Annotated in this window: 21 protein-coding genes; 13 read left to right on the plus strand and 8 right to left on the minus strand. The window is 43.2% G+C overall.

What is annotated here, in order from left to right; translation table 11 throughout:
- The first annotated feature begins 253 nt into the window (after window positions 1-253).
- From B9Y67_RS15275 to B9Y67_RS15290, 4 genes are all read left to right on the plus strand, one after another.
- On the plus strand, window positions 254-1609 hold the full coding sequence (locus tag B9Y67_RS15275; protein WP_085507929.1) for a cytochrome ubiquinol oxidase subunit I: 1356 nt from the start codon (window positions 254-256) through the stop codon (window positions 1607-1609).
- Window positions 1609-2622 carry a cytochrome d ubiquinol oxidase subunit II gene (locus B9Y67_RS15280; RefSeq protein ID WP_176224025.1) on the plus strand — a complete coding sequence of 338 codons (1014 nt, stop codon included), beginning with the start codon at window positions 1609-1611 and terminating at the stop codon, window positions 2620-2622. The genes B9Y67_RS15275 and B9Y67_RS15280 overlap by 1 nt, the downstream gene beginning before the upstream one ends.
- A gap of 115 nt (window positions 2623-2737) precedes the next feature.
- Window positions 2738-3406 carry a potassium channel family protein gene (locus B9Y67_RS15285; protein ID WP_062445611.1) on the plus strand — a complete coding sequence of 223 codons (669 nt, stop codon included), beginning with the start codon at window positions 2738-2740 and terminating at the stop codon, window positions 3404-3406.
- A 183-nt stretch (window positions 3407-3589) separates the two neighbouring features.
- Window positions 3590-5311: a pyruvate oxidase gene (locus B9Y67_RS15290; RefSeq protein ID WP_441007562.1), complete on the plus strand. Its 1722-nt coding sequence runs from the start codon at window positions 3590-3592 to the stop codon at window positions 5309-5311.
- A gap of 272 nt (window positions 5312-5583) precedes the next feature.
- Here B9Y67_RS15290 and rnjA read toward each other — a convergent pair whose 3' ends face one another.
- Both rnjA and B9Y67_RS15300 read right to left on the minus strand, forming a co-directional pair.
- Complete coding sequence (rnjA, locus tag B9Y67_RS15295; RefSeq protein WP_085507935.1) at window positions 5584-7251, minus strand: ribonuclease J1; 1668 nt, start codon at window positions 7249-7251, stop codon at window positions 5584-5586.
- A 2-nt stretch (window positions 7252-7253) separates the two neighbouring features.
- A complete protein-coding gene (locus B9Y67_RS15300) occupies window positions 7254-7466 on the minus strand; it encodes a DNA-dependent RNA polymerase subunit epsilon (protein WP_085507937.1) in 213 nt (70 codons plus the stop codon).
- A gap of 471 nt (window positions 7467-7937) precedes the next feature.
- On the opposite strand from B9Y67_RS15300, the gene B9Y67_RS15305 reads away from it, so the two are divergent.
- The gene (locus tag B9Y67_RS15305) at window positions 7938-8717 is read left to right on the plus strand and encodes a Cof-type HAD-IIB family hydrolase (RefSeq protein ID WP_085507939.1); all 780 of its coding nucleotides are present in this window, start codon (window positions 7938-7940) and stop codon (window positions 8715-8717) included.
- A gap of 534 nt (window positions 8718-9251) precedes the next feature.
- Here the strand turns inward: B9Y67_RS15305 and def are convergent.
- Window positions 9252-9806 (minus strand): peptide deformylase, encoded by a 555-nt coding sequence (def, locus tag B9Y67_RS15310; protein ID WP_085507941.1) that lies wholly within the window; start codon window positions 9804-9806, stop codon window positions 9252-9254.
- A 206-nt stretch (window positions 9807-10012) separates the two neighbouring features.
- Here def and B9Y67_RS15315 point away from each other — a divergent pair, with 206 nt between their 5' ends.
- The 5 genes from B9Y67_RS15315 to lpdA all read left to right on the plus strand — a co-directional run bounded on the left by B9Y67_RS15315 (window position 10013) and on the right by lpdA (window position 16019).
- Window positions 10013-10768 (plus strand): YkyA family protein, encoded by a 756-nt coding sequence (locus tag B9Y67_RS15315; RefSeq protein WP_254901824.1) that lies wholly within the window; start codon window positions 10013-10015, stop codon window positions 10766-10768.
- A 473-nt stretch (window positions 10769-11241) separates the two neighbouring features.
- Window positions 11242-12285 carry a pyruvate dehydrogenase (acetyl-transferring) E1 component subunit alpha gene (gene pdhA / locus B9Y67_RS15320; RefSeq protein ID WP_176224073.1) on the plus strand — a complete coding sequence of 348 codons (1044 nt, stop codon included), beginning with the start codon at window positions 11242-11244 and terminating at the stop codon, window positions 12283-12285.
- A 3-nt stretch (window positions 12286-12288) separates the two neighbouring features.
- Complete coding sequence (locus B9Y67_RS15325) at window positions 12289-13266, plus strand: alpha-ketoacid dehydrogenase subunit beta (RefSeq protein WP_085507943.1); 978 nt, start codon at window positions 12289-12291, stop codon at window positions 13264-13266.
- A gap of 29 nt (window positions 13267-13295) precedes the next feature.
- Window positions 13296-14609 (plus strand): dihydrolipoamide acetyltransferase family protein, encoded by a 1314-nt coding sequence (locus B9Y67_RS15330; RefSeq protein ID WP_085507945.1) that lies wholly within the window; start codon window positions 13296-13298, stop codon window positions 14607-14609.
- A 3-nt stretch (window positions 14610-14612) separates the two neighbouring features.
- A complete protein-coding gene (gene lpdA / locus B9Y67_RS15335; RefSeq protein WP_085507947.1) occupies window positions 14613-16019 on the plus strand; it encodes a dihydrolipoyl dehydrogenase in 1407 nt (468 codons plus the stop codon).
- Window positions 16020-16286: 267 nt separating this feature from the next.
- Here the strand turns inward: lpdA and B9Y67_RS15340 are convergent, their stop codons facing one another.
- From B9Y67_RS15340 to B9Y67_RS15350, 3 genes are all read right to left on the minus strand, one after another.
- Entirely contained in the window at window positions 16287-16649 is a 363-nt protein-coding gene (locus B9Y67_RS15340; protein WP_085507950.1) for a thioredoxin domain-containing protein, read from the minus strand.
- A gap of 377 nt (window positions 16650-17026) precedes the next feature.
- Window positions 17027-18556 carry a glycine betaine uptake BCCT transporter gene (locus B9Y67_RS15345; RefSeq protein ID WP_085507952.1) on the minus strand — a complete coding sequence of 510 codons (1530 nt, stop codon included), beginning with the start codon at window positions 18554-18556 and terminating at the stop codon, window positions 17027-17029.
- Window positions 18557-18598: 42 nt separating this feature from the next.
- Entirely contained in the window at window positions 18599-19684 is a 1086-nt protein-coding gene (locus tag B9Y67_RS15350; protein WP_085507954.1) for an FUSC family protein, read from the minus strand.
- Between the two features lie 153 nt (window positions 19685-19837).
- Between B9Y67_RS15350 and B9Y67_RS15355 the strand changes: the two genes are divergently transcribed.
- Window positions 19838-20686 carry a polysaccharide deacetylase family protein gene (locus tag B9Y67_RS15355; protein WP_085507956.1) on the plus strand — a complete coding sequence of 283 codons (849 nt, stop codon included), beginning with the start codon at window positions 19838-19840 and terminating at the stop codon, window positions 20684-20686.
- A gap of 277 nt (window positions 20687-20963) precedes the next feature.
- Here B9Y67_RS15355 and B9Y67_RS15360 read toward each other — a convergent pair whose 3' ends face one another.
- Complete coding sequence (locus tag B9Y67_RS15360) at window positions 20964-21395, minus strand: DUF1885 family protein (protein WP_085507958.1); 432 nt, start codon at window positions 21393-21395, stop codon at window positions 20964-20966.
- A gap of 149 nt (window positions 21396-21544) precedes the next feature.
- Between B9Y67_RS15360 and B9Y67_RS15365 the strand changes: the two genes are divergently transcribed.
- Complete coding sequence (locus B9Y67_RS15365; RefSeq protein ID WP_085507960.1) at window positions 21545-21844, plus strand: DUF3055 domain-containing protein; 300 nt, start codon at window positions 21545-21547, stop codon at window positions 21842-21844.
- Between the two features lie 154 nt (window positions 21845-21998).
- The gene (locus tag B9Y67_RS15370; protein WP_085507962.1) at window positions 21999-22109 is read left to right on the plus strand and encodes a GapA-binding peptide SR1P; all 111 of its coding nucleotides are present in this window, start codon (window positions 21999-22001) and stop codon (window positions 22107-22109) included.
- 84 nt (window positions 22110-22193) lie between these two features.
- Here the strand turns inward: B9Y67_RS15370 and B9Y67_RS15375 are convergent, their stop codons facing one another.
- On the minus strand, window positions 22194-23663 hold the full coding sequence (locus tag B9Y67_RS15375; RefSeq protein WP_085507964.1) for an aminotransferase class I/II-fold pyridoxal phosphate-dependent enzyme: 1470 nt from the start codon (window positions 23661-23663) through the stop codon (window positions 22194-22196).
- Window positions 23664-23763: the final 100 nt, after the last annotated feature.

The raw sequence follows: 23763 nt of genomic DNA on the forward strand, positions 1-23763 counted from the left end.
CAGGCGTTTTTTTATCTTGTCCATCAACGAGCCTGTTTTGTAGAAGGTGGTATCGGGGTAAACTTTTCTTTGGACAATAACGAAACAAATATTATACGATAAAAACTAGAAATAATATGTGAAGTATGTCACAAAATAGTCATGATTATATGAAATATAAAACGATTTCACATATTATACTAGGGTTAGTATTTTTAGGGTAGAGTATCCATAGAGATCATGTATTTTGAAGTGTAATGGGGAGGGAAGGTATTTGTTTGAATTAGATAACGTCATGCTAAGCAGGTTATTGACATCGTTAACGCTTGGTTTTCATATTATTTTTGCAACGATCGGGGTCGGGGTTCCGCTATTGATTTCCATTGCGGAATTCATGGGGATCAAAAAGAAAGACCCGAATTATACCCTGCTGGCCAGAAGGTGGACAAGAGGGTTCATTATACTCGTAGCGGTTGGTGTGGTAACCGGTACGGCTATCGGGTTGCAATTGTCCTTATTATGGCCGAGTTTCATGCAGGTTGCTGGTAACGTCATCAGCCTCCCATTGTTCCTGGAAACGTTCGCCTTCTTTTTTGAGGCAATTTTTCTTGGTGCCTACTTATATACCTGGGATCGATTTAAAAAGCCGATCTATCATTGGTTTTTATCCATTCCTGTCGTGATTGGAGCCGGAATGTCGGCGTTTTTTATTACGACCGTCAACTCCTTTATGAATACGCCGCAAGGGTTTGAAGTCAAGGATGGTGCGTTAGTGAATGTCCAGCCGCTTGTTGCGATGTTCAATCCGGCGACACCGACGAAGGTGTTCCATGTGCTGTCGACAGCTTATTTGACATCTGCCGCAATCCTCGCGGCTATTACTGCTTTTTATATCATTAGAAAAAGAAACACCGAATACCATAAAAAAGCTTTAAAACTGACGGTTGGCTCCATTTTCATTTTTGCTTTATTAACGGCTGTCGCGGGGGATTTATCTGCGAAATTCCTGGCGCATGAACAACCGGAAAAACTGGCCGTAGCAGAATGGCATTTTGAAACAGAGGAAGGCGCAGATTTGATATTATTCGGCCGGTTGAACGAGGAGAATGAAGTCGAAAATGCCCTTCGTCTGCCGAAAGCATTGAGCTTTCTTGCCACCGGAGATTTCAATGGCGAAGTAGTCGGACTTGATCAATTTCCTGAAGATGAAATAGCTCCGTTATGGGTGCATTATATGTTTGACTTAATGGTGCTGATCGGATTCTATTCCTTAGGGGTGAGCTTGCTCTATTTGATAGTTGCTAAGGTAAAAAAATGGAATGAAAATAACAAATGGCTGTTGTGGCTGATTGTATTCAACGGTCCGCTTGCTATGCTTGCCATTGAATTCGGCTGGATTTATGCCGAGGTAGGACGCCAGCCATGGATTTTGAGAGGCTACATGACCGTTGCAGAAGGTGCCACTACCTCTCCGAATGTCGGCTGGATGCTCTTACTGTTCATTCTTTTATATACCGTGTTAGGGATCGGTGTCGTCACCGTGCTGCGCAAATTGTTCAAAAAAAACCCTGCTGAATCAGAGCTGGAACGGCATTATCCAGAATTCACGACTAAAGGGGAGGAGCGCTGATGACATACGAACTGATAGGAATCACTGTATTATGGGTCTTTTTATATGGCTACCTTATTGTCGCTTCGATTGATTTCGGTGCCGGATTTTTTGCCTATTATGCCAAGGTGACAAAGCGGGATCATTTAATTAATCGATTGATTTCCCGTTATTTATCCCCGGTGTGGGAAGTGACCAATGTCTTTTTTGTATTCTTCTTCGTGGGACTTGTCGGTTTCTTCCCGGATGCGGCCTATTACTACGGGCAGACACTGCTCGTTCCTGGGAGTATAGCAATTGTACTGATTGCTATCCGCGGCTCATTCTATGCATTTGAAAACTACGGGTCGAAACAGAGTAACGTTTATTTGTTCCTTTATGGAGCTACTGGTCTGTTGATTCCTGCTTCCTTATCAACAGCATTGACCATCTCGGAAGGCGGGTTCATAAAAGAGACAGCGGAAGGCGTACACTTACTGACAGGTGAATTACTAACCAGTCCGTACTCCTGGAGCGTGGTATTTCTAGCAATAGTCTCTGTCCTGTATATCAGTGCAGCATTCCTAAGCTTCTATGCTCACCGTGCTGATGACCAGGGAGCATTGAATTTAGTGAAAAAGTATGCCCTGTTTTGGAGTTCGCCTACGATTATTGCCAGTCTCACCACATTTATTGCGATGAGTCAGCATAATGAAGATCACTTTAATCGGATGATGGAACTATGGTGGGTGTTTGGACTGTCTGTCGGATTTTTCATGCTTGCCATCTTCCTGATTTACCAGGGCAAATATTACGGCTGGGCGTTCATAGCCGTCATGTTCCAGTTTTTCACCGCATTTTTCGGTTATGGTGCTTCTCATTTGCCTTACCTGCTTTATCCTTACATCACCCTTTCCGAAGGTGTCGTCAATGATGCGATGGGGCTTGCCCTTGTGATTGCATTTATTGCCGGATTGTTCCTATTGATTCCATCGCTCATTTTATTAATGAGGATGTTCTTGTTTGATGCTGATTATGTCAAAGGGAAAAAGTGATGACGACAGCCTCCTGAATGCGGAGGCTGTTCTTAATTCTTTTGGGTGCTCGTCGCAAACCTTAAATTATGATAGAATACTTCTATCTGATGTAAGCAAAAATGGAGGATTTACGATGAAGAAAGAGTATGCAGTCATTGGCTTGGGACGCTTCGGCGGAAGCATCTGCAAGGAATTGAGCAAAGAAGGTCTTGAAGTACTCGCCATTGATTTAGATGAAGATAAAGTAAATGAATACAAAGAAATTGCATCCCACGCTGTTATTGCTGATTCTACCGACGAAACCGTGTTAAGAGAACTGGGAATCCGTAATATCGATCATGTGATCGTTGCCATTGGCGACAATATCCAGGCAAGTCTTCTGACTACCGTAATCCTGGAAGAGCTTGGTATTAAAAAGATTACTGTCAAAGCTCAGAATGATTACCATGAAAAAATATTGAGCAAAATAGGCGCCGATCATGTCATTCACCCGGAACGTGACATGGGTAAACGAATTGCCCATAACATCATGTCTAACAATATTCTTGACTATATTGAGCTTTCCGACGACCACAGTGTCGTGGAAGTGAAAGCCGGAAATAAAATGAGCGGACGGTCACTTGTCGACCTTGATATTCGTGCGCAATATGGATGTAACGTTGTTGCTATTAAGCGTGACAAAGATGTTATCGTCTCTCCAATGGCAACAGAGATGATTCAAGAAGGCGATATCCTGATCGTTATCGGTGCTGATAAGGATATCTCACGCTTCGAGAAAAACCTGGTTGTAGAAGACGATTAAAATAGAAATGTTTTACAAAAAATGGTGATAAGCTGATTAAGGACTGGCGGAGAATGAACTCTGTCAGTCTTTTTTGTATGATCATTTCCTGCCAAGTAATTTTATGGGGGTAGGTTTCCTTTGTTGCGGGGAAGGATATACACATGGATATAAGATAACTAGATGTAGAGAGGGTGCTTTATGTTGTTAGAAAAACGCACGGGTGCCGTGATGACAGAAATGTTGATTGATTGGGGTATTGATCATGTCTATGGCATGCCAGGTGATTCCATCAATGAATTGATTGACGATTTACGAAAACAGGAAGAGAAATTAAAATTTATTCAAGTGCGCCATGAAGAGGTAGGAGCGCTCGCTGCCGCCTCGTATGCTAAACTAACCGGAAAAATCGGGGTATGTATGTCCATCGCAGGACCAGGAGCCATCCATCTGATGAATGGGTTATATGATGCCAAAGCTGACAGGGCACCTGTCCTCGCCATTGTCGGGCAAGTGGACAGTGAAGAAATTGGCACGGATGCCTTTCAGGAAGTCAACCTGGAGCGTATGTTTGATGATGTCGCCGTTTTTAACAAGCGGGCAGCGACGGAATCCCAGCTTCCTGACTTATTGAATCAGGCGATTCGTGAGGCCTATGTAAATAAAGGTGTCTCGGTATTGATTGTACCGGATGATTTATTTGCGAGGAAATTCAAAAATGAAAGCCGGCTGACGTCTCAAGGTCACTATCGTCCGCAAATTTTCCCATCAGAGGGATCATTAAAAGAAGCTCGATCGCTGCTTGACGAGGCGAAAAAGCCGGTCATCCTCGCAGGTAAAGGGGTGAAAGGAGCCAGTGAGGAACTGGTGACGTTTGCTGAACATATCAAAGCACCAATCATTCTTAGTCTGCTAGCTAAAGGGGTGATCCCGGATCAGCATCCGCTTTGTCTTGGACAGCATGGGCAGATAGGGACAAAACCTGCCTACAAGGCAATGATGGACGCAGACTTAATCATTTTAATAGGTACCCAATTTCCTTACCGTGATTTCCTGCCTGATGGTGTAAAAGCCATCCAGATTGATTATAAGCCTGAACATCTTGGAAAAATGTATCCAATCGAAGTGGGACTTGCAGGCGATGCCAAGGAAACACTTGCCTATCTTACTTCTCATATGAGTGAAAAGAAAGACGATTCGTTTTTAACAGAGAGTCAGGAAAGAATGAAAGAATGGCATGTTAAGATTCAGGAGGAGAAAAAGCTGGAAGAGGATCCAATGCATGCCCCGCAAGTGATGTACCAGCTGGAACAGGTGATGGAAAAGAATGCCGTTATTTCGTGCGATGTCGGGAATGTAACCGTTTGGGTGACCCGCTTTCTTCCATTGATGCAGCAGGATTTTATCATTTCAGGCTGGCTGGCGACGATGGGAAGTGGACTTCCAGGGGCAATAGCGGCACAAATTGCCTACCCGGATCGCCAGGCTATTGCTGTATGCGGGGATGGCGGCTTCAATATGGTGTCCCAGGATTTTGTGACAGCCGTAAAATATGAACTTCCGATCAAAGTGATTATCCTCAATAACAAATCAATTGGCATGATCAAATACGAGCAGCAGCAAATGGGACACCAGACATATCAAACTGACTTAGGCGAAATGGATTTTGCTAAGTTTGCGGAAGCGTGCGGCGGAGAAGGTTATCGTGTGGAAAAATTTGAAGACTTAAGCAGCAGTATGAACCAGGCATTCGCTAGCGACAAACCCGCCATCATTGACGTCGTCATTGAAGAACAGGCGCCATTACCAGGTCACATCGGTTATACCCAGGCAGTCAATTACAGCAAATTTTTGATTAAAGAGTTCTTCGATACAGGCAACATTGAACTTCCTGATATGAAAAAAACAATCGACCGACTAACCTGATGGCAGATAGCTCTTTACTACAATAAAAAAAGGATCTTTATCTGACCCTGAATAGTAATAAAAAGCCCGGACATTTTATAATGTCCGGGCTTAATTATTATCTAGGAAATTATAAAATTTCCTTTTTTGGATAACTTTACGTGGTTGGTTCTATCCAGCTCCAGCGCCTACCCCCTCGAGGTCTTAAGACAAACCTCTCTGTGACAAAAAACGTCACGACGAGGCTTGTCTTAAGCTTGTCGGGGGTGAGCAAGGCGCTTGCGCTTTTGTTCTTATACCTCCATGATGATCGGAAGGATCATCGGACGGCGTTTTGTTTTATCAAATAAGAATGGTGCAATGGTATCCGTAATTTCATTCTTGATTTCCGACCACTGGGTCGTACGGCGTTCCATCACTTTTTCAACATGCTGGGAAACTAGCTTTTGCGCTTCTTTGATGAGATCTTCAGATTCACGCATATAGACAAAACCGCGCGATATAATATCTGGACCGGATGCGATCTTGAATTCCTTCATGTTGATACTTACAACTACAATCACAAGCCCTTCTTCAGAAAGGATGCGACGGTCGCGTAACACGATGTTCCCGATATCACCAATACCGCTTCCATCTACATATACAGAACCGGATGGGATTTTACCTGCAATCATTGCATTATCTTTTCCGAGGGCCAAAACGTCCCCGTTATCCATAACGAAGCAGTCGCTCGGATCGATGTTTGTCTGTTGTGCCAGTTTCGTATGCTCTTTTAACATACGGTATTCACCATGAATCGGCATGAAATACTTAGGCTGCATCAAACGAAGCATCAATTTCATTTCCTCCTGGCTTCCATGACCAGAAGTATGGATGTCATTTAGTGGTCCGTGAATAACATCCGCACCGTTACGGTAAAGCATGTTGATTGTCTTAGATACACTCAACGTGTTCCCTGGGATTGGGGAAGAGGAGAACACGACAGTATCTCCTGGCATGATCTGAATCTGACGATGTGTACCATTGGCGATACGGGATAGAGCTGCCATTGGTTCACCTTGGGAGCCGGTACACAGGATCATGACCTCATGTGCTGGAAGACGGTTGATCTGATGGGCATCGATAAAAGTATCCTTCGGCGCCTGAATATAGCCGAGTTCCTGGCCGATTCGAATGGACGATTCCATGCTGCGTCCAAATACGGCGACTTTACGGTTATGTTTCACCGCTGCTTCTACCGCCTGCTGTAAACGATAGATATTGGATGCAAAAGTGGCGAAAATAACTCGTCCATTGACGCGGCTGAAAATATCCTGGATGCTTTGTCCGACAACACTTTCAGACTTTGTAAAACCTGGGACTTCACTGTTCGTACTATCCGATAATAGAGCTAAGACGCCTTCTTTTCCGATTTCAGCCATTTTTGCTAGGTTTGCTGGCTCTCCAACCGGGGTGAAATCAAATTTGAAATCACCAGTATGCACAATATTCCCTGGTGGTGTTTTGACAACGACACCGAATGAATCCGGAATACTGTGTGTTGTTTTGAAGAATGTCACCGATGTTTTACGGAATTTGATGACATCATCTTCCTGAATTACGTTCAATTTAGCATTACGTAATAAACCGTGTTCGTCTAATTTGTTTTTAAGTAGTCCGATCGCTAACTTTCCTGCATAGATAGGCACATTGATTTCACGTAGAAGATAAGGAATGCCGCCTATGTGGTCTTCGTGTCCGTGGGTGATGAAAAGACCTTTGATTTTGTCCTGGTTTTGCACGAGATAGGTGTAATCCGGAATGACATAATCAATTCCAAGTAATTCATCTTCCGGGAATTTGATACCCGCATCAATCAAGATGATTTCGTCCTGGAACTGGACGCCATACGTATTTTTACCGATTTCACCTAAGCCGCCTAGTGCGAAAACAGCGGTTTGATCATTTTTTACGAATTTCATGATCAGCCGTTCTCCACTTCAAGGTTTTCAACCGTTTGTTTTTCATAATTCAGGTGTTCCTCATCTAACCCCTGAATAAATTCAATATTAATCCCACGATCGGACAGATGTTCACGAACTTTTCTTTCTGTCTCTGCTTCTACATACAGAGCTTTTGTACGTTCTCTAACAGGAACTTCGGCAGGAAGTTCCTGATATAACACTTTATATACCATTTTCTAATATCTCTCCTAACTGCTAATGTTTTCCATTTTTTCCTAGCAATAATAATAGCGCATAGTTTATCGGATGTTTTTTTGCTACTCCTAATTCGTAGGAGAAGACCGTCTCAGGCTAACGTTTTACGCTTCCAAAAATCTTTCCAACGTTTTTTCAGCTTTCTTCTTAAGCGCTTCAGCATAGCACTCATCTCCTTTCAAGGTGATGAAGAAAACAACTAAAAACGTTCAACCGACCCAATCCCGTTACTCTTAGTATAATACGGTTTGAGAAATAATGAAACAAAGAACTATCATCTGAGAGGATTTATTATCCAACGATACCCTAAATTGGCGCTTGAAATTCCTGTAGTTATCCCATAGTTTTTCCCTTCTCATCTTGTTTCAGTCATGCTATGGTGTATTCATTGATTAAAAATAACTGAAAAGAAATAACAGATAATAATGGAACAGCAGGAGGATGAAAAAATGAATAAGAAGATTGCTTTTTTTGATATTGATGGAACTTTGCTAAATCATAATAAAGAACTGCCGGAAGAGACGATTCTGACAATCAAACGCCTTCAGGAAGAAGGAGTCTACTGCGCTATTGCGACTGGCAGGGCACCATTCATGTTCGAGGATATTAGAAAAACGCTAGGGATCGAATCGTTTGTAAGTTTTAATGGCCAGTATGTGGTATTTGAAGGGGAGGTCATTTATGAGAATCCTCTTTCAACAGAAAGGCTGACCACTCTCTTTGAACATGCACAAGAAACCGGCCACCCGATGGTATTTATGAATCATGAAGAAATGAAAGCGACAGAACCCGGGCATGAACATATTTCGGAAAGTATGGCGAGCTTACATTTTGATTACCCGGATATCGACGATGCCTTTTATGATGGCAGGAATATATATCAATCCTTGATTTTCTGTGAAGGGGATGAAATTGAAGAATATCGCGGGGAGCACGACGCTTTTGATTTTATCCGCTGGCATCCGAAAGCCTGTGATGTCTTGCCTGGCGGTGGTTCGAAAGCAGAAGGAATCAAAAAAATGATCGAGGCAAGCGGTCTGCGCATCGAAGACTCTTACGGATTTGGTGATGGACCGAACGATAAGGAAATGATGGAAGTGGTCGGAACAGCCGTAGCGATGGGGAATTCAATTCCCGAACTTAAACCCCTCGCTGATTACGTAACCGATGATGTCGACGAAGGCGGACTAGTCAAAGCCATCCACGAAGTCGGCCTTCTAGAAAACTAAGAGGTCCGTTATCATGTAAGAGAAGGATGGGCAGGGAAACGACTTGCTTTCCTGCGGGGGACCTGGCAAGCTTCCTCGGGCAAAAGCCCTGCGGGATCTCGCCTAGCCCCTTCTCCCGCGGGAGTCTCGCCGTTTCCCTGCCCATCCAGCCAGCTTTGTAATAAACGGACCCTTCAAAAACAGATGGTAAAGAACGAAAAGGGGATCATCTCTTAATTCAATGATCATAAATGGCATCATTGGGTGATAGCATCAAGTGTGATTTCGAGAATTTTCTATGGCAAGGTCCGGTGGGGAACGGCGAGACTCCTGCGGGATGAGCATGACAGGTGAGACCCCGCAGAGCGTAAGCTCGAGGAGGCTCAGCGCATGTCCGCGGAAAGGGAGTCGTTCCCCACCGGGCCGTCATGCAAGCAATCATCTCGAAATCAAGTCTTCGACTTTTCGGCATTTTAATTGAATGGGACCATAATAAAAAGCATAGAGCCACGAGGGCTCTATGCTTTTACTATGTTATGAAATGAAAATTTGTTTTTAATGATCGAGGGCTTTGGCGTTTTCTGGTTCTTTGAATGGATTATCCGAATCGATATGATCGTAGAACATCACGCCATTCAAATGGTCGATTTCATGCTGGAAGACGATTGCCGCAAAATCACGCAAACGTAATTTGACTTCGTTACCTTCCAAATCAGTCGCTTTGATTGTGACGCGTGCATATCGCGGAACATATCCAGGCACTTCCCGATCTACAGACAGGCACCCTTCACCGCTCGTCAAATAAGCTTTTTCAACGGAATGACTGACAATTTTCGGGTTAAACAAGCCATAACTATATAATTTATCATTGAAATCCGTAAAATGGACCGCAAGCATCCTTTTGGATACCCCAATTTGAGGAGCGGCCAATCCTACACCCGGTCTTAAGCTGTAACGGTCACAGATTTGTTCGTCCTGACTGTTTATTAAATATTGCAGCATTTCTTCCAGGGTTTCTTTCTCTTCCTCGCTAGGGGGCATTTCCACCTCTTCAGCCACTTCACGAAGTACCGGATGACCCTCCCGGACAATATCTTTCATTGTAATCATACCAATGTCCATCCTTTCTCTCTATCTCTGTCTTCAAATATCTTCATATAGTTTAACATAGATGACATCAGAAGGGGGATAAGAGAAATCCCCATTCTACTACAATATTGGATAAAATATCCTTCCAATTTAATTTTTTTTATTATAGTATGTAAATTATGATGAAAAGTATGGAAAAATCCATACTTCTTTAAGGGGGAAGTTTCGTGTTTTTAAGAAAGCTATTCATACCATTAACACTCATCCTGGTTATGTTAGCAGCCTGCAATAATGGGCCGGCTCCTGAGGAACAGATCTATGAACATCTTGAAGAAGCTGTTTCTTTGGAGGAAGAATTCCGGGAACAACAAGAGCCGATCGTTGAATTGGAACGTAAGGAACAGGAACTGTATAACAAAATCATTAACCTGAGTATGGACGAGTTCGACCAGATCCAGGAGTATTCCCAGGAAGCGGCATCTTTAGTGGAAGAGCGTCAGGAAAAGATTGACCGTGAAAAAGAAAGCATCGATGCAGCTAAAGAAGAATTTGATGAAATCGAACCGATTATTGATGATTTAGATGAAGAAGAACAGGCAGAAGCCAAGGAAGAAGCACAAAAATTGGTGGAAACGATGAATAAGCGTTATGATGCCTACCAGCAATTGTATGAAAGTTACCAGGCAGCGATTGAACTGGATAAAGAATTATACGAGCTGCTTCAGCAAGAAGATTTAGAAGAAGAAACATTGCAGAATCAAATCGACAAAATCAATGACAGCTATGATAAAGTCATTGAAGCGAATGAGGAATTCAATCAGTATACGGAACAATACAACGAGCAGAAGAAAACTTTCTATGAAGCGGCAGATTTGAATGTGGAATACAGCGAACAAGAAAATGGAGCTTCCGAATCGGAATCCAATGAGCAGGAGAAAGAAGATAACCCCGATTCAGAGGAAGAAGATACAGACCAGGAATAAAAAGGCCGCCCTTGGCGGTCTTTTTTTGTTGAGCATTTTAGGATATTAATCATTCAAAATAACACGAGATCCATTTTTTCCAGAACCGTAATTGATACAGGGGTGGCATTTTACTGAAACAGACTTCATAGGCTGCATGCCATCCAGCCTGTTTCATCCTTGTTGCCCCAGCTGTTATTAAAAAACCTCCATGAAAAATGATACAAACTGTTTGACGTTTCCTAGTAAGATAAGCTAAACTACAAACAGAACATTTCATTGTACCAGTTATTTTTGTGTTCTTATTGTAACAGTTTCCATTGTGTAAGGCTTATGATTAATATAAATGGCTAAAGGGTAAAAGAATAAGAGCAAATCGGTACAGGTTTTTTCAGCTTTTGGGAAAGCTAAGGAAAGTATCCATTTTTTTAATAGGAAGGAAGAGGTGAATCAGTTTGAAACGCTCACTTGAAAACATTGAAAATCAGTTCGAAATGTTTCAAATTCTGAATGAAAAAGGCGAAATCGTAAACGAAGATGCAATGCCTGACCTTTCAGACGATGATTTGAAAGAGATCATGCGCCGCATGGTTTACACACGTATCTTGGACCAACGTTCCATTGCCTTGAACCGTCAAGGCCGCCTGGGATTCTATGCTCCGACAGCAGGACAGGAAGCTTCCCAGCTAGGCAGTCATTATGCATTAGAAAAAGAAGACTTTATTCTTCCAGGGTACCGTGATGTACCTCAATTGATCTGGCATGGTCTGCCGCTGTACCAGGCATTCCTATTCTCCCGTGGACACTTTCACGGTAACCAGATGCCAGAAGGTGTGAATGCAGTCAGCCCGCAAATCATTATCGGTGCACAGATCACACAAGCTGCTGGTGTCGGTATTGGTATGAAGAAACGCGGCAAAGACGCAATCGCAATTACTTACACAGGGGACGGCGGTGCCTCCCAAGGTGACTTCTACGAAGGTATTAACTTTGCTGGTGCATTCAACGCACAAGCAGTATTCGTAGTTCAAAACAACCGTTATGCCATTTCCGTTCCAGTAGAAAAGCAATCAGCTGCGAAAACAATCGCACAAAAAGCAGTCGCAGCTGGTATCGAAGGCATCCAGGTAGACGGTATGGACGTTTTGGCTGTCTATGCAGCAACCAAAGATGCGCGTGAACGTGCCATTAACGGTGAAGGTCCGACATTGATCGAAACAATGACATACCGTTACGGTCCTCATACGATGGCTGGTGACGACCCGACACGTTACCGTACAGAAGAAACTGACAATGAATGGGAAGCAAAAGATCCTATCGTCCGTTTCCGTACGTTCCTTGAAAACAAAGGCCTATGGTCTGAAGAAGAAGAAAATGAAGTAATCGAACAAGCGAAAGAAGAAGTTAAAGCTGCCATCAAAAAAGCAGACGAGCAGCCAAAACAGAAAGTTACAGAACTGATGGATATCATGTACGAAGAACTTCCTGCCAGCCTTCAAGAGCAAAGGGAAGAATACGAGGCAAAGGAGTCGAAATAAACCATGGCACAAATGACAATGATCCAAGCCATCACTGATGCGATGCGCACAGAATTAAAAAATGACGAAAATGTGCTAGTCTTCGGTGAAGACGTCGGCCAAAACGGCGGTGTTTTCCGTGCTACGGAAGGCTTACAAAAAGAATTCGGTGAAGATCGTGTATTCGATACACCGTTAGCAGAATCAGGAATCGGCGGCATGTCAATCGGACTTGCCCTGCAAGGATTCCGTCCGGTACCTGAAATCCAGTTCTTCGGTTTTGTGTTTGAAACTATGGATGCAATAAGTGGACAAATGGCTCGGTATCGTTACCGTTCCGGCGGTACTCGTACCATGCCTATCACTGTTCGTTCACCGTTTGGCGGTGGAGTACACACACCTGAACTTCATGCGGACAGCCTGGAAGGCTTGATGGCCCAGCAGCCTGGTCTGAAAGTAGTCATTCCTTCCAATCCATATGACGCGAAGGGATTGTTGATTCAATCTATCCGTGACAACGATCCGGTTATTTTCCTTGAGCACATGAAGCTTTACCGTTCTTTCCGTGAAGAAGTACCGGAAGAGGAGTACACAGTAGAACTTGGCAAAGCTGCAGTGAAACGTGAAGGTAAAGACGTAACGTTAGTAGCATACGGTGCCATGGTTCATACCGCATTGAAAGCTGCGGATGAGCTGGAAGAAAACGGTGTATCTGCAGAAGTTATCGACTTACGTACAGTTGCTCCGATCGATTATGAAACAGTGCTTCAATCTGTTGAAAAAACTAATCGTGCGGTCGTATTACAGGAAGCACAGAAGCAGGCTGGAGTTGCATCAGCGGTTGTTGCTGAAATCCAGGAAAAAGCAATCCTTCATCTGGAAGCTCCGGTATTGCGTGTAGCTGCTCCAGATACGGTTTATCCTTTCTCTCAAGCAGAAACGGTATGGCTTCCAAACCATAACGACGTTGTAGAGAAAGTTAATCAAGTAATTAACTTTTAATTGAAACCTAGAAAAGGGAGGCAATATTCGTGGCTTTCGAATTTAAACTACCGGATATCGGTGAAGGCATCCATGAAGGTGAAATTGTAAAATGGTTTGTCAAAGCCGGTGACGAAGTAAAAGAAGACGATGTTCTTTGCGAAGTGCAAAATGATAAAGCTGTCGTAGAAATCCCATCTCCTGTTGAAGGTACTGTCAAAGAGGTATTAGTGGAAGAAGGTGCTACCACTACAGTTGGTACCACAATCATCACATTTGATGCCGAGGGATATGAGTCTGACGACAGCGAAGATGATAAACAGGAAGAAGCTCCTGAAGAAGAAGCTAAATCTGAAGAGCCAGCTGCTGAAGACAAAGGCGCAGCTAAAGAAGAAGCTCCTGCTGCAGACGATGAAGAAGTAGATGAAGGTAAGCGTGTCATCGCCATGCCATCTGTCCGCAAACACGCTCGTGATAACGATGTCGACATCCGTAAGGTCCAAGGCAGTGGTAAAAACGGCCGTGTAACAAAAGAAGATGTTGATGCATACTTGAGCGGCGATCAGCAGCCACAGGCAGAAGCAGGCGAAGCGAAAGAAGAAGCACAAGACCAGCAAGCTGCGGCTTCTACTGAAAAACAACAGCCTGTACTGGAAGGTCAATATCCAGAAACTCGTGAGAAGATGAGCGGTATTCGTAAAGCGATCGCTAAAGCGATGGTTAATTCCAAGCAAACAGCACCGCATGTTACATTGATGGATGAAGTGGATGTAACTGAGCTTGTCGCTCACCGTAAGAAGTTCAAAGCAGTTGCTGCTGAACAGGATATTAAACTGACTTACCTTCCTTATGTAGTCAAATCACTTGTATCTGCCTTGAGAAAATATCCGGCGCTAAATACACAAGTTGATGACGAAACGGATGAAATTATTCAGAAACACTACTATAATATTGGTATAGCAGCAGATACTGACAAAGGATTGCTTGTACCAGTCGTAAAAGATGCTGACCGCAAATCCATTTTCACTATCTCAAGTGAAATCAATGAACTTGCTGTGAAAGCTCGTGATGGTAAACTGTCATCTGAAGAAATGAAGGGCGGTTCTACTACAATCACTAATATCGGTTCTGCCGGCGGCCAATGGTTCACTCCGGTCATCAACCATCCGGAAGTAGCGATTCTTGGAATCGGCCGCATCGGCGAAAAAGCCGTTGTGCGCGATGGTGAAATCGTAGTCGCTCCAGTTCTTGCTGTATCCTTGAGCTTTGACCACCGTATCATCGATGGTGCAACAGCTCAGCACGCAATGAACCACATCAAGCGTTTACTGAACGATCCACAACTTATTATGATGGAGGCGTAAAGTATGGTAGTAGGAGATTTTCCAATTGAATTAGACACGTTAGTAGTTGGTGCGGGTCCTGGCGGCTATGTAGCTGCTATCCGTGCCGCACAAACTGGTCAAAAGGTAACAATCGTAGACAAAGGAACACTTGGTGGTGTCTGCTTGAACGTAGGGTGTATCCCTTCTAAAGCACTAATCCAGGCTGGCCACCGTTACGCGCATGCAAAAGGTGCCGACGAGATGGGCATCCAGTCCGAAAACACAACAGTCGATTTTTCCAAAGTCCAAGAATGGAAAGGGAAAGTCGTTGATAAACTTACAGGCGGTGTAGAAGGACTACTAAAAGGAAACAGCGTGGATATTCTTAAAGGCGAAGTTTACTTTGTCGATAAGAACACAGTACGCGTGATGGATGACAAAAATTCTCAAACGTACACGTTCAAGAATTGCATCATTGCTACAGGTTCTACTCCAATTGAACTGCCTAACTTCAAATATTCCGACCGTGTACTGGATTCTACAGGTGCCTTGAACCTGAAAGAAATTCCTAAGAAGATGGTTGTCATCGGCGGCGGATATATCGGAACAGAGCTTGGGACTGCCTATGCTGATTTCGATACAGAAGTTACTATCCTTGAAGGAACCAAAGACATTCTTGGCGGCTTCGAGAAACAGATGACGCAGCTTGTCAAGAAGCGTCTGAAGAAAAAAGGTGTCAATGTTGTTACAAATGCGATGGCACAAGGCGTTGAAGAAACAAAAGATGGCGTAAAAGTCACGTATGAAGTGAAAGGCGAAGAGAAAACGATTGAAGCAGACTACCTGCTTGTTACCGTTGGACGTAAGCCTAATACAGATGAAATCGGCCTTGAGCAAGTTGGTATCGAAATGTCAGACAAGGGACTTATCAAGATCGACAAACAATGCCGTACAAGCGTAGATAACATCTTCGCGATCGGTGACATTGTCGAAGGTCCTCCACTTGCACACAAAGCTTCTTATGAAGGTAAAATTGCTGCAGAAGTTATTGCAGGTGAAAAATCAGAAATCGACTACCTTGGCATTCCAATGGTTGTCTTCTCTGATCCGGAACTTGCATCTGTCGGCTATACCGAAAAAGACGCAAAAGAAGCTGGTTACGAAGTCAAAGCTTCCAAGTTCCCGTTTGCGGCAAACGGCCGTGCGCTGTCCTTGAACGAAACAGACGGTTTCGTAAAACTGGTTACCCGTCAAGATGATGGCCTGGTTATCGGTGCACAAGTTGCCGGAGCCAATGCCAGTGATGTCATTGCTGAACTAGGACTGGCAATTGAAACTGGTATGACTGCGGAAGACCTTGCACTTACGATCCATGCTCATCCATCCCTAGGGGAAATCAGCATGGAAGCAGCTGAAGTAGCTCTTGGAACACCAATCCACATCAAATAATAATGCATTCAAAAAAATCCTGAACCTTATTGGTTCAGGATTTTTTATATTTTAAAATACTTTAACCTTGATCAAGGAATGGTGTATAAGAAACACTAGGCTTTCGGAATAAAATACTTTGCGATAAGCAAAGTTTTGCTAATATGTACAAAACTTTAGGAGAAGGACAGCAGTACTTCTATAAGAGAAGCGCAATATTCGAGAAAGGGGTGGAGCATGTCGGCTGCATTCACGAAGACAGCTCCATTTATTATGATTGAAGTTTATTTATTTTATGATTTCCATTAGCTGCTCGACGATTTCCTCACTTTGCCGTTCACCGGTAATGGTAGCTACCGTTTTTTCGTCTTTTCGGATTAGAAAGGCGGGCAGCTTGTTAATGTGTTGCTCCACCTGATATAACGATGCAGTACTTTTGAAAAATTCAATTGGCTGCTGGTTGTGCTGGTTTTTAAAAGAGAGAAAGGCATCCATATATGCTTTGTCGATGTCTTTATCCTCTTCCTCGGTCAATAACTGAACTTCATATCCATTCGAATTGGCGCTGATGACTTCTATTTTTTTCTGTTCAGGGAAGCACCCTGAAATCATGATGAAAATCAAACCGACTGGCAGAAGTAGTTTAGTCAATGCAATACCACTCTCTTTCTATCGTAGAAACTGGTTACATTTTATCAGAGAAGATACGAAAAAAAGCGAATGTTATCGAAATGTCATGGAAGTGAAAAACCACAGAAGTGTTGTTTAATCGCAATGTTAAATTGTAATAATGGAACAACGATAACCTCAATTAAAAGACCAAAAAGTCGAAAACTTGATTTCGAGATGATTGTAGAAGTAAAGGGGCGTTGGGGAAGGGTTCGCTTTCCACCTCAATCCAATCTAAAGTCTCTAAACTGAGTCTTCAACAAAAGGGAGCTTTAATTTAACAGTATAAAGAAAATGAAAAGGCGAGTATAAAACCGATGCGGTTCTATACTCGCCTTTCTTAAACTATAACAGATCAATTATTTTTTAGCTTTTAATCCTATTTTTCTATCCTCTTCAGCAAACGTCCGTAATAACGAGACGCATAACATAATCATAATAATCGTGAACGGGAAGGCGGATATGATGGCTGCCGTCTGGAGAGATTCTAAGCCACCCATCCATAGCAGCACAGCCGCCGCACCAGACTGGATTACCCCCCACGTAAACTTAACCGGGTTACGTGGATTCAAGCTGCCGCCTGTCGTCTGCATTCCAAGTACGAAGGTAGCAGAGTCAGCCGATGTGATAAAGAACGTACTGATCAACGACAGTCCGATAATTGACATTACCATGCCAAGTGGTACATTTTCTAACATTGCAAATAGGGCAACTTCTGTCCCTAGTTCATCCACCGCGGACTGGATATCCATGCCTTGGAAGAATTCAAGGTGAATCGTTGTACCGCCGAAAACAGAGAACCAAAGTGCGCCGAATATAGTTGGTACCAGCAGGACACCAAGAATGAATTCACGGACAGTACGGCCGCGGGAAACACGAGCGATAAACGTTCCTACGAATGGTCCCCATGAAATCCACCAGGCCCAGTAGAAGATGGTCCAGCCCTGGATCCAGGAGTTATTTTCTTCCGAGAACGGAGTCATACGCAAACTCATCTGTGGAAGGTTTGAAATATAAGACCCGAATGTGGTTGTAAAGTAATCCATGATAAAGTTTGTAGGACCTGCAAATAGCAGGAAGAACATCAACAATAGGGCCAATACAATATTCGTATTACTCAAGTATTTGATGCCTTTATTCAATCCTGTCATGGCAGAAAGCATGAACAGGACGGTAACAACACCGATAATAGATAACTGCAGCATGAAATTATCATTTAATCCTGGAATCAAATAAGCGAGACCACTCGAGATCTGCAAGGCTCCGAATCCAAGAGATGTAGCCACCCCGAAAATGGTTGCGAATACGGCAATGGAATCTATTATTGTGCCGATTGGTCCTTTAATTCGTTCTTCACCAAGCAATGGCACCAATGCTGCACTAAAAACACCTGGAGCATTTTTACGGAACTTGAAATAAGCAAGAGCTAATGCGATTACGGCATAGATAGCCCATGGGTGCAGTCCCCAGTGGAAAAAGCTGTAGCGCATCGCTTCCCGTGCCGCTTCCTGTGTTGCCGGATCAGCAGTAGGCGGTGCATGGAAATGGGATAGCGGCTCAGCAGCACCCCAGAAAACAAGTCCAATACCCATACCAGCACTGAATAACATGGCAAACCAGGTAATGTAAGGGTACTCCGGTTCGTCATCCGGCTTTCCCAATTTAATTTTTCCATAACGGGAAAAGATTAAAAAGATTGCAAATGCCAGGAAGCCTGTTGCAGAAAGTAAATAAAACCATCCAAACTTCTCCGTTATAAAACCTTGTATACTGGTTGTAACGTTATTAAGGTTCCAGGTTGGTAATGTTGATTCCGGTATGACGCCCCAAATGATGAATATTAAGGCGATAACAACCGAAATATAAAAAACCTTTGTAACCTGTTTCAATTTCATCATCCTTTCGTAAGAAATTACTACTGTTTGAGGTTATCAGCTCATCCCTTGCTGTTTTTTTACATATTGATAATAAATAGCTGCGTGTTTGGAAGTGGAGAGTTCCTTCAACTCTTCCATAACGTCATGCAAACAAAGCAATTCATAAAGCAATACCGTCTGCGGCGGTAGATGGTGACGGTATCTTGATTCGTGTTCGATATGTTCTTGTTTCCAATCCCAAAACACATGATCCAGTTCTTCGATTTGCTTAAAATGCTCTTCTGGAATTTCATGCTCAGGTGCTCTTAATATTGCCACAAATGAAGGAATCATTCTTCCGATCAAATGTTTTTCAGGGTGATTGAAATCACCTGCATCTGTGTGGATATACTGCAGATTTCCTAAGTGATAAATGATCTGCTGCAATAAGTCCAGCTTTTTTTGAGCAAATTGAAAGGCACGCATATCGAAATTGGTGTGCTTATGATAGGACCATTCTTCCCTTTGATATTGAGAAAGCTGGTGGGTTTGTTCCATATGTTTTGTTAGCTCTTGATACCTTCTATTAATAAGGCCCTTCTTTGCATGACGCTCTCCAATCACTTCTTTTAATATCAACTCCAGCAAGTCAGCTGCTTGTCCATACAGCCGGTCGATACTGCGGTGAATACTTGTAAAATAATTCGGTGGCAGCAAAAAAAAGTTGACTAGGGAAGAAACTACTATACCAATAGATGTAGTACCCAATCTTATGAAGAACGAAACAATGTAATTTTCCTGGAAATCAGGGATCATAGCAGTTGCCGTAATCGTAGCTACCAGTATCCCGTCCTGAAGCTTGAGCTTATGGCATATCGCGATGGTAAGCATAGCTACCAATGCATACGTGAGTGCCCCTTTTCCGAACACCCCATATAAGGTGGTAGCAATCAGTGCTCCTATTGCCGAGGCGGGAAACCTTATCGCTGCCTTCCGGATGGAATCTGCTGCCGTGTGTTCAATTGTGACAATAGCTGTTATGACAGCAAAAATAACCGGCCAACCAAAATAACCGCAGATCAGTGCGGTTATAAAGACCGAGATGCCGGTTTTTAGTGTCCTGCTTCCAAAAAGTTTGAATTGCCGAAGACGTTCCATCATATAGATTCACCCTACATTTCCTTAGGCTCCAGCCACGATTTCTTATTATAGTATAAATTAATAAGAAACCATAGTAAAAACTATAAAAAATCAGGTATAATGAAATTGTTGGAAATACATAGAAAAAAATAACATCTTGGGGGTCATTTTGACATGAGAAAAGGTTTGATGCTGCTGTTTTTGGTGATGGTGTTAGGTGCATGCAGTATGGAAGAGGATGTAGAAGCAGAACAAGATTCTGTTAATGCTGAAGAAAAAGACAATCCAGTCGAGCAGCCGGAGGAGAATTCCGAAGGGGATGAAAAGGCTGCTGAAGCAGGAGAAAAGGGAGATGAACCACAGGAAGAAGAGGCGTATCAGCAAGTGAGTGAGCCATTATATGAGTTGGCTGGAAACTGGGCTGTAAAGCCGATCGATGATCAGGCAAATGAAAAGGTAGCGCTCGTCACGATTGATGATGCGCCTGATAAGTTTAGTGTCGACATGGCGAAAACGTTGAAAGAACTTGAAGCGCCTGCCATATTCTTTGTAAATGGCCATTTCCTTGACACACCGGAAGAAGAGGAGAAGCTGAAACAAATCCACGAATTAGGCTTTCCAATCGGAAACCATACTTTCAACCATGCTTCTTTGCCCAGCTTGACAGAAGAGGAACAGTATGAAGAAATAGTCGGGTTGAATGACCGGGTCGAAGAAATAATTGGAGAGCGCCCGGAATTTTTCCGCGCACCGTTTGGACAGAATACCGATTACTCCAAACAGTTAGTGGAGGAAGAAGGTATGCTATTGATGAATTGGACATATGGCTATGATTGGGAACAGGATTACCAGACAGCATCGGCCATTGCCGACATTATGGTCGAATCTCCTTTATTAGCGGACGGCGCCAATTTGCTTATGCATGATCGTGAATGGACTGCAGAAGGTCTCGATGATATTGTCCTTGGGCTGGAAGAAAAAGGCTTTGAAATACTGGACCCGCTTTTGATCAAGCGGCCATAATATGAAACACCACCCTTTGTGGGGTGGTGTTTTGTCTCATTAAAGAGGAGAGGCTCTCTCTTTTTCTAGTTTTTGTCTCGTTTAATTTTAAATTTGTCACTCAAAATCGAAGAATTGTCTCTCATCCTCTGTCTACGTTCTCACTTAAAACGTTGTTGTCTCGATTATTGATCCATTGTCTCTTATACAATATAAAAGTTCAACCAGGCCGCTGCTTGACTGGCTTGTCTCCATTTTCTGAGAAAAAGAAATACATTCACGTGCATTATTATTCTAATTACGATAGTTTTCGTTTATAATAATACATAATACGATCGTTGAATAAATGTAACTTTCCTTCTAATTTCTTCGCAAAGAATTTTGCCAGCTCATTCCCTTTGTTTTTATCTCCATGTGTAGAGGCTTCAGGCAGGGTTATTTGAATGAAAAATTGTTCCTGGTCGTCTGTTGATCCTTTTGTACTTCCTACTCCCACCAGCAAATGTTGATAATTTGGATCCGTGCCTCTTAAATGCAGGTAGTTGCCATTATCGTCGTTTTTCTCTGTCACTAAGTAAGGAAAAGCGTGGCTGTTGTAACTCCAATCGAGCTGTTCCCCGGTTTTAGCAGTGATTTCCTGATAATAGTTGAGTAAATCATGTACCTCTTTCAAAGAAATCGTTTGCTGTACACTTTCTTCTACTAAATGAATGAATGCACTTTTACCCATTTTTCCAACTCCTGTCATAGGTTTCTAATCTTATGTTAGCACTTCCCATAAAGGTAGCTCAATAACATTTGTCACGTTTACGGAATAAAAGCTGGCATCTATTTCTACAAAAAAGCCAACCAGGCTTAAAATATTGAGGAGGTAAATATATGTATATGGAGAAATTGTATGATGAAATGGAGCAGTCTAATGTCAGGTTTGTGGGATTCACTACGAAAGAAGGAAGGTATGACTTTGGTATTGTGTACACTAGTCAATTTTTCGGCAAGCCCCTCGTGGTATGTATGCAAACCGGCCAATCTTCGCTGCTTGACAGTTCGGATGTAAAGGATCTGGATTTCCTGCAGAAAAAATTCCGTCTCCCGGATAAAATGGTTGCGATGGATCTCGCTGATTTTCTGAATGATGTAGTGCCTCCGGCAGAGCTGATGGAAGCTTCTTACGAATAATTCCAGCCAGTTCGTTTAAAGGTTATCTTAATTGGGAAAGAAAAAAATAAATGTGACATACTTTTTGGGCTTGATTTTTTAAATGTGTCATATTAAAATAAGACCATAACCTGAAAACGATTACAAATTACTTGTAAAGGAGCTGGATATTCAGATGGGTACAATTGTATGTCAAGACTGCCAGAAGATCATTGAGCATTATGAAGATGAGAAGGTTTCCACTCTTTATAGTACTTGTCCGTCTTGTCATCCGAAAAAGAAATAGTCTTCCTCACACATAAGAGAACCCCGCCGGCATCCCGGCGGGGTTTTATTTTTATGATGCTTAATCCGCAAATATGCATCCTGATTATTTAAAAGCGCGATGTTCTTTAATGACGCGGATGGTTGCCAGTGTTTCATCCTCAGGCCCTTGGACAGGAAGGCCGGCATCGAGATTATCGCGGATATAGGCTACATTATCAGCTGTTATGATTTCGCCGGGAATGAAAATAGGAATTCCCGGAGGGTAAATCATCAACGACTCAGCACTGATTCTTCCAATTCCTTCATCTAAAGGTACAACCTCTGTTTCTGAATAAAAAGCTTCCCTTGGTGACAAGGCGAGCAGTGGTATTTCCGGAACTTTTACCTTGACGGGTTGTCTTGCCGCACGATCCGTTTGTAAGGCAGCAAGTTCTTTCAACGCTTGGACAAGACTTTCCGTTTCCTCGCTGGTATCTCCCGGTGTTACCAGACAGAGGATATTATATAAGTCTGATAACTCTACTTCAATCCGGTAGTGCTCCCTCAGCCAAACCTCCACATCATAGCCTGTCATGCCCAGTTCTTTTACGGAGATGATCAATTTAGTGGGGTCGTAATCGTATGTGGCATCACTGCCTAGTATTTCTTTGCCGACACAATATAGGCCTGGTATATCATTGATTGCCCGACGTGTATCTTGTGCTAAGAGGATCGTGCGCTCGAGCATTTCTTTTCCCTTGATTGCGAGTTGTCTTCGTGCCGCATCCAGCGATGCCAGCAGCACATAAGAAGTGGAAGTGGTGGTCAGCATTGATAAAACGGCCTGCACTCGTTCATGGGACACAAGCCCCTCTCTCAAGTTCAATACGGAGCTTTGAGTCATAGAGCCGCCCAGTTTATGGACACTGGTGGCAGCAAGGTCTGCTCCTGCCTGCATGGCTGAAAGAGGAAGGTCGTCATGGAAATGGATATGGACGCCGTGGGCTTCATCGACCAGTACAGGCACATGAAAATCATGAGCTACTTCGACGATTTTCTTTAAGTCAGCCGCTATCCCGAAGTAGGTCGGATTGATAACGAGTACTCCTTTGGCATCCGGGTGAGCATGAAGCGCCCGGTTTACTGCTTCGGGCGTAATCCCATGAGAAATGCCGAGCTGACCATCAAGCTCCGGATGAATGAAAATCGGTGTCGCCCCTGAAAAAATAATCGCAGATGTTACGGACTTATGGACATTCCGGGGGACGATGATTTTGTCGCCTGGCTGGCAGACACTCATGACCATCGTCATGATGGCTCCACTAGTGCCCTGGACGGAATAAAACGTATAGTCGGCACCAAATGCTTCTGCCGCCAAATCTTGTGCTTCTTTAATAATGCCCTGTGGGTGATGAAGGTCATCCAGCGGTTCAATATTGATCATATCGATGGATAAAGTATTTTCTCCGATAAATTCACGAAATTCCTTATCCATCCCTTTTCCTTTTTTATGACCTGGTATATGAAATTGAATCGGATCCTTCTTTGCGTGAGCAATGAGGCCCGAGAATAATGGAGTTCTGTCTTGAGACAATCGATACACCTCTTCATGTAATCATATAAAACAAATGAATTATAGCAGATGGCAGGCAATGTGGCTAGCTTTTTTTAATCGTGGTTATTAGTTGATGCCT

Origin of the sequence: Thalassobacillus devorans (genome assembly GCF_900176565.1) — a bacterium.
Taxonomy (GTDB): domain Bacteria; phylum Bacillota; class Bacilli; order Bacillales; family Halobacillaceae; genus Thalassobacillus; species Thalassobacillus devorans_A.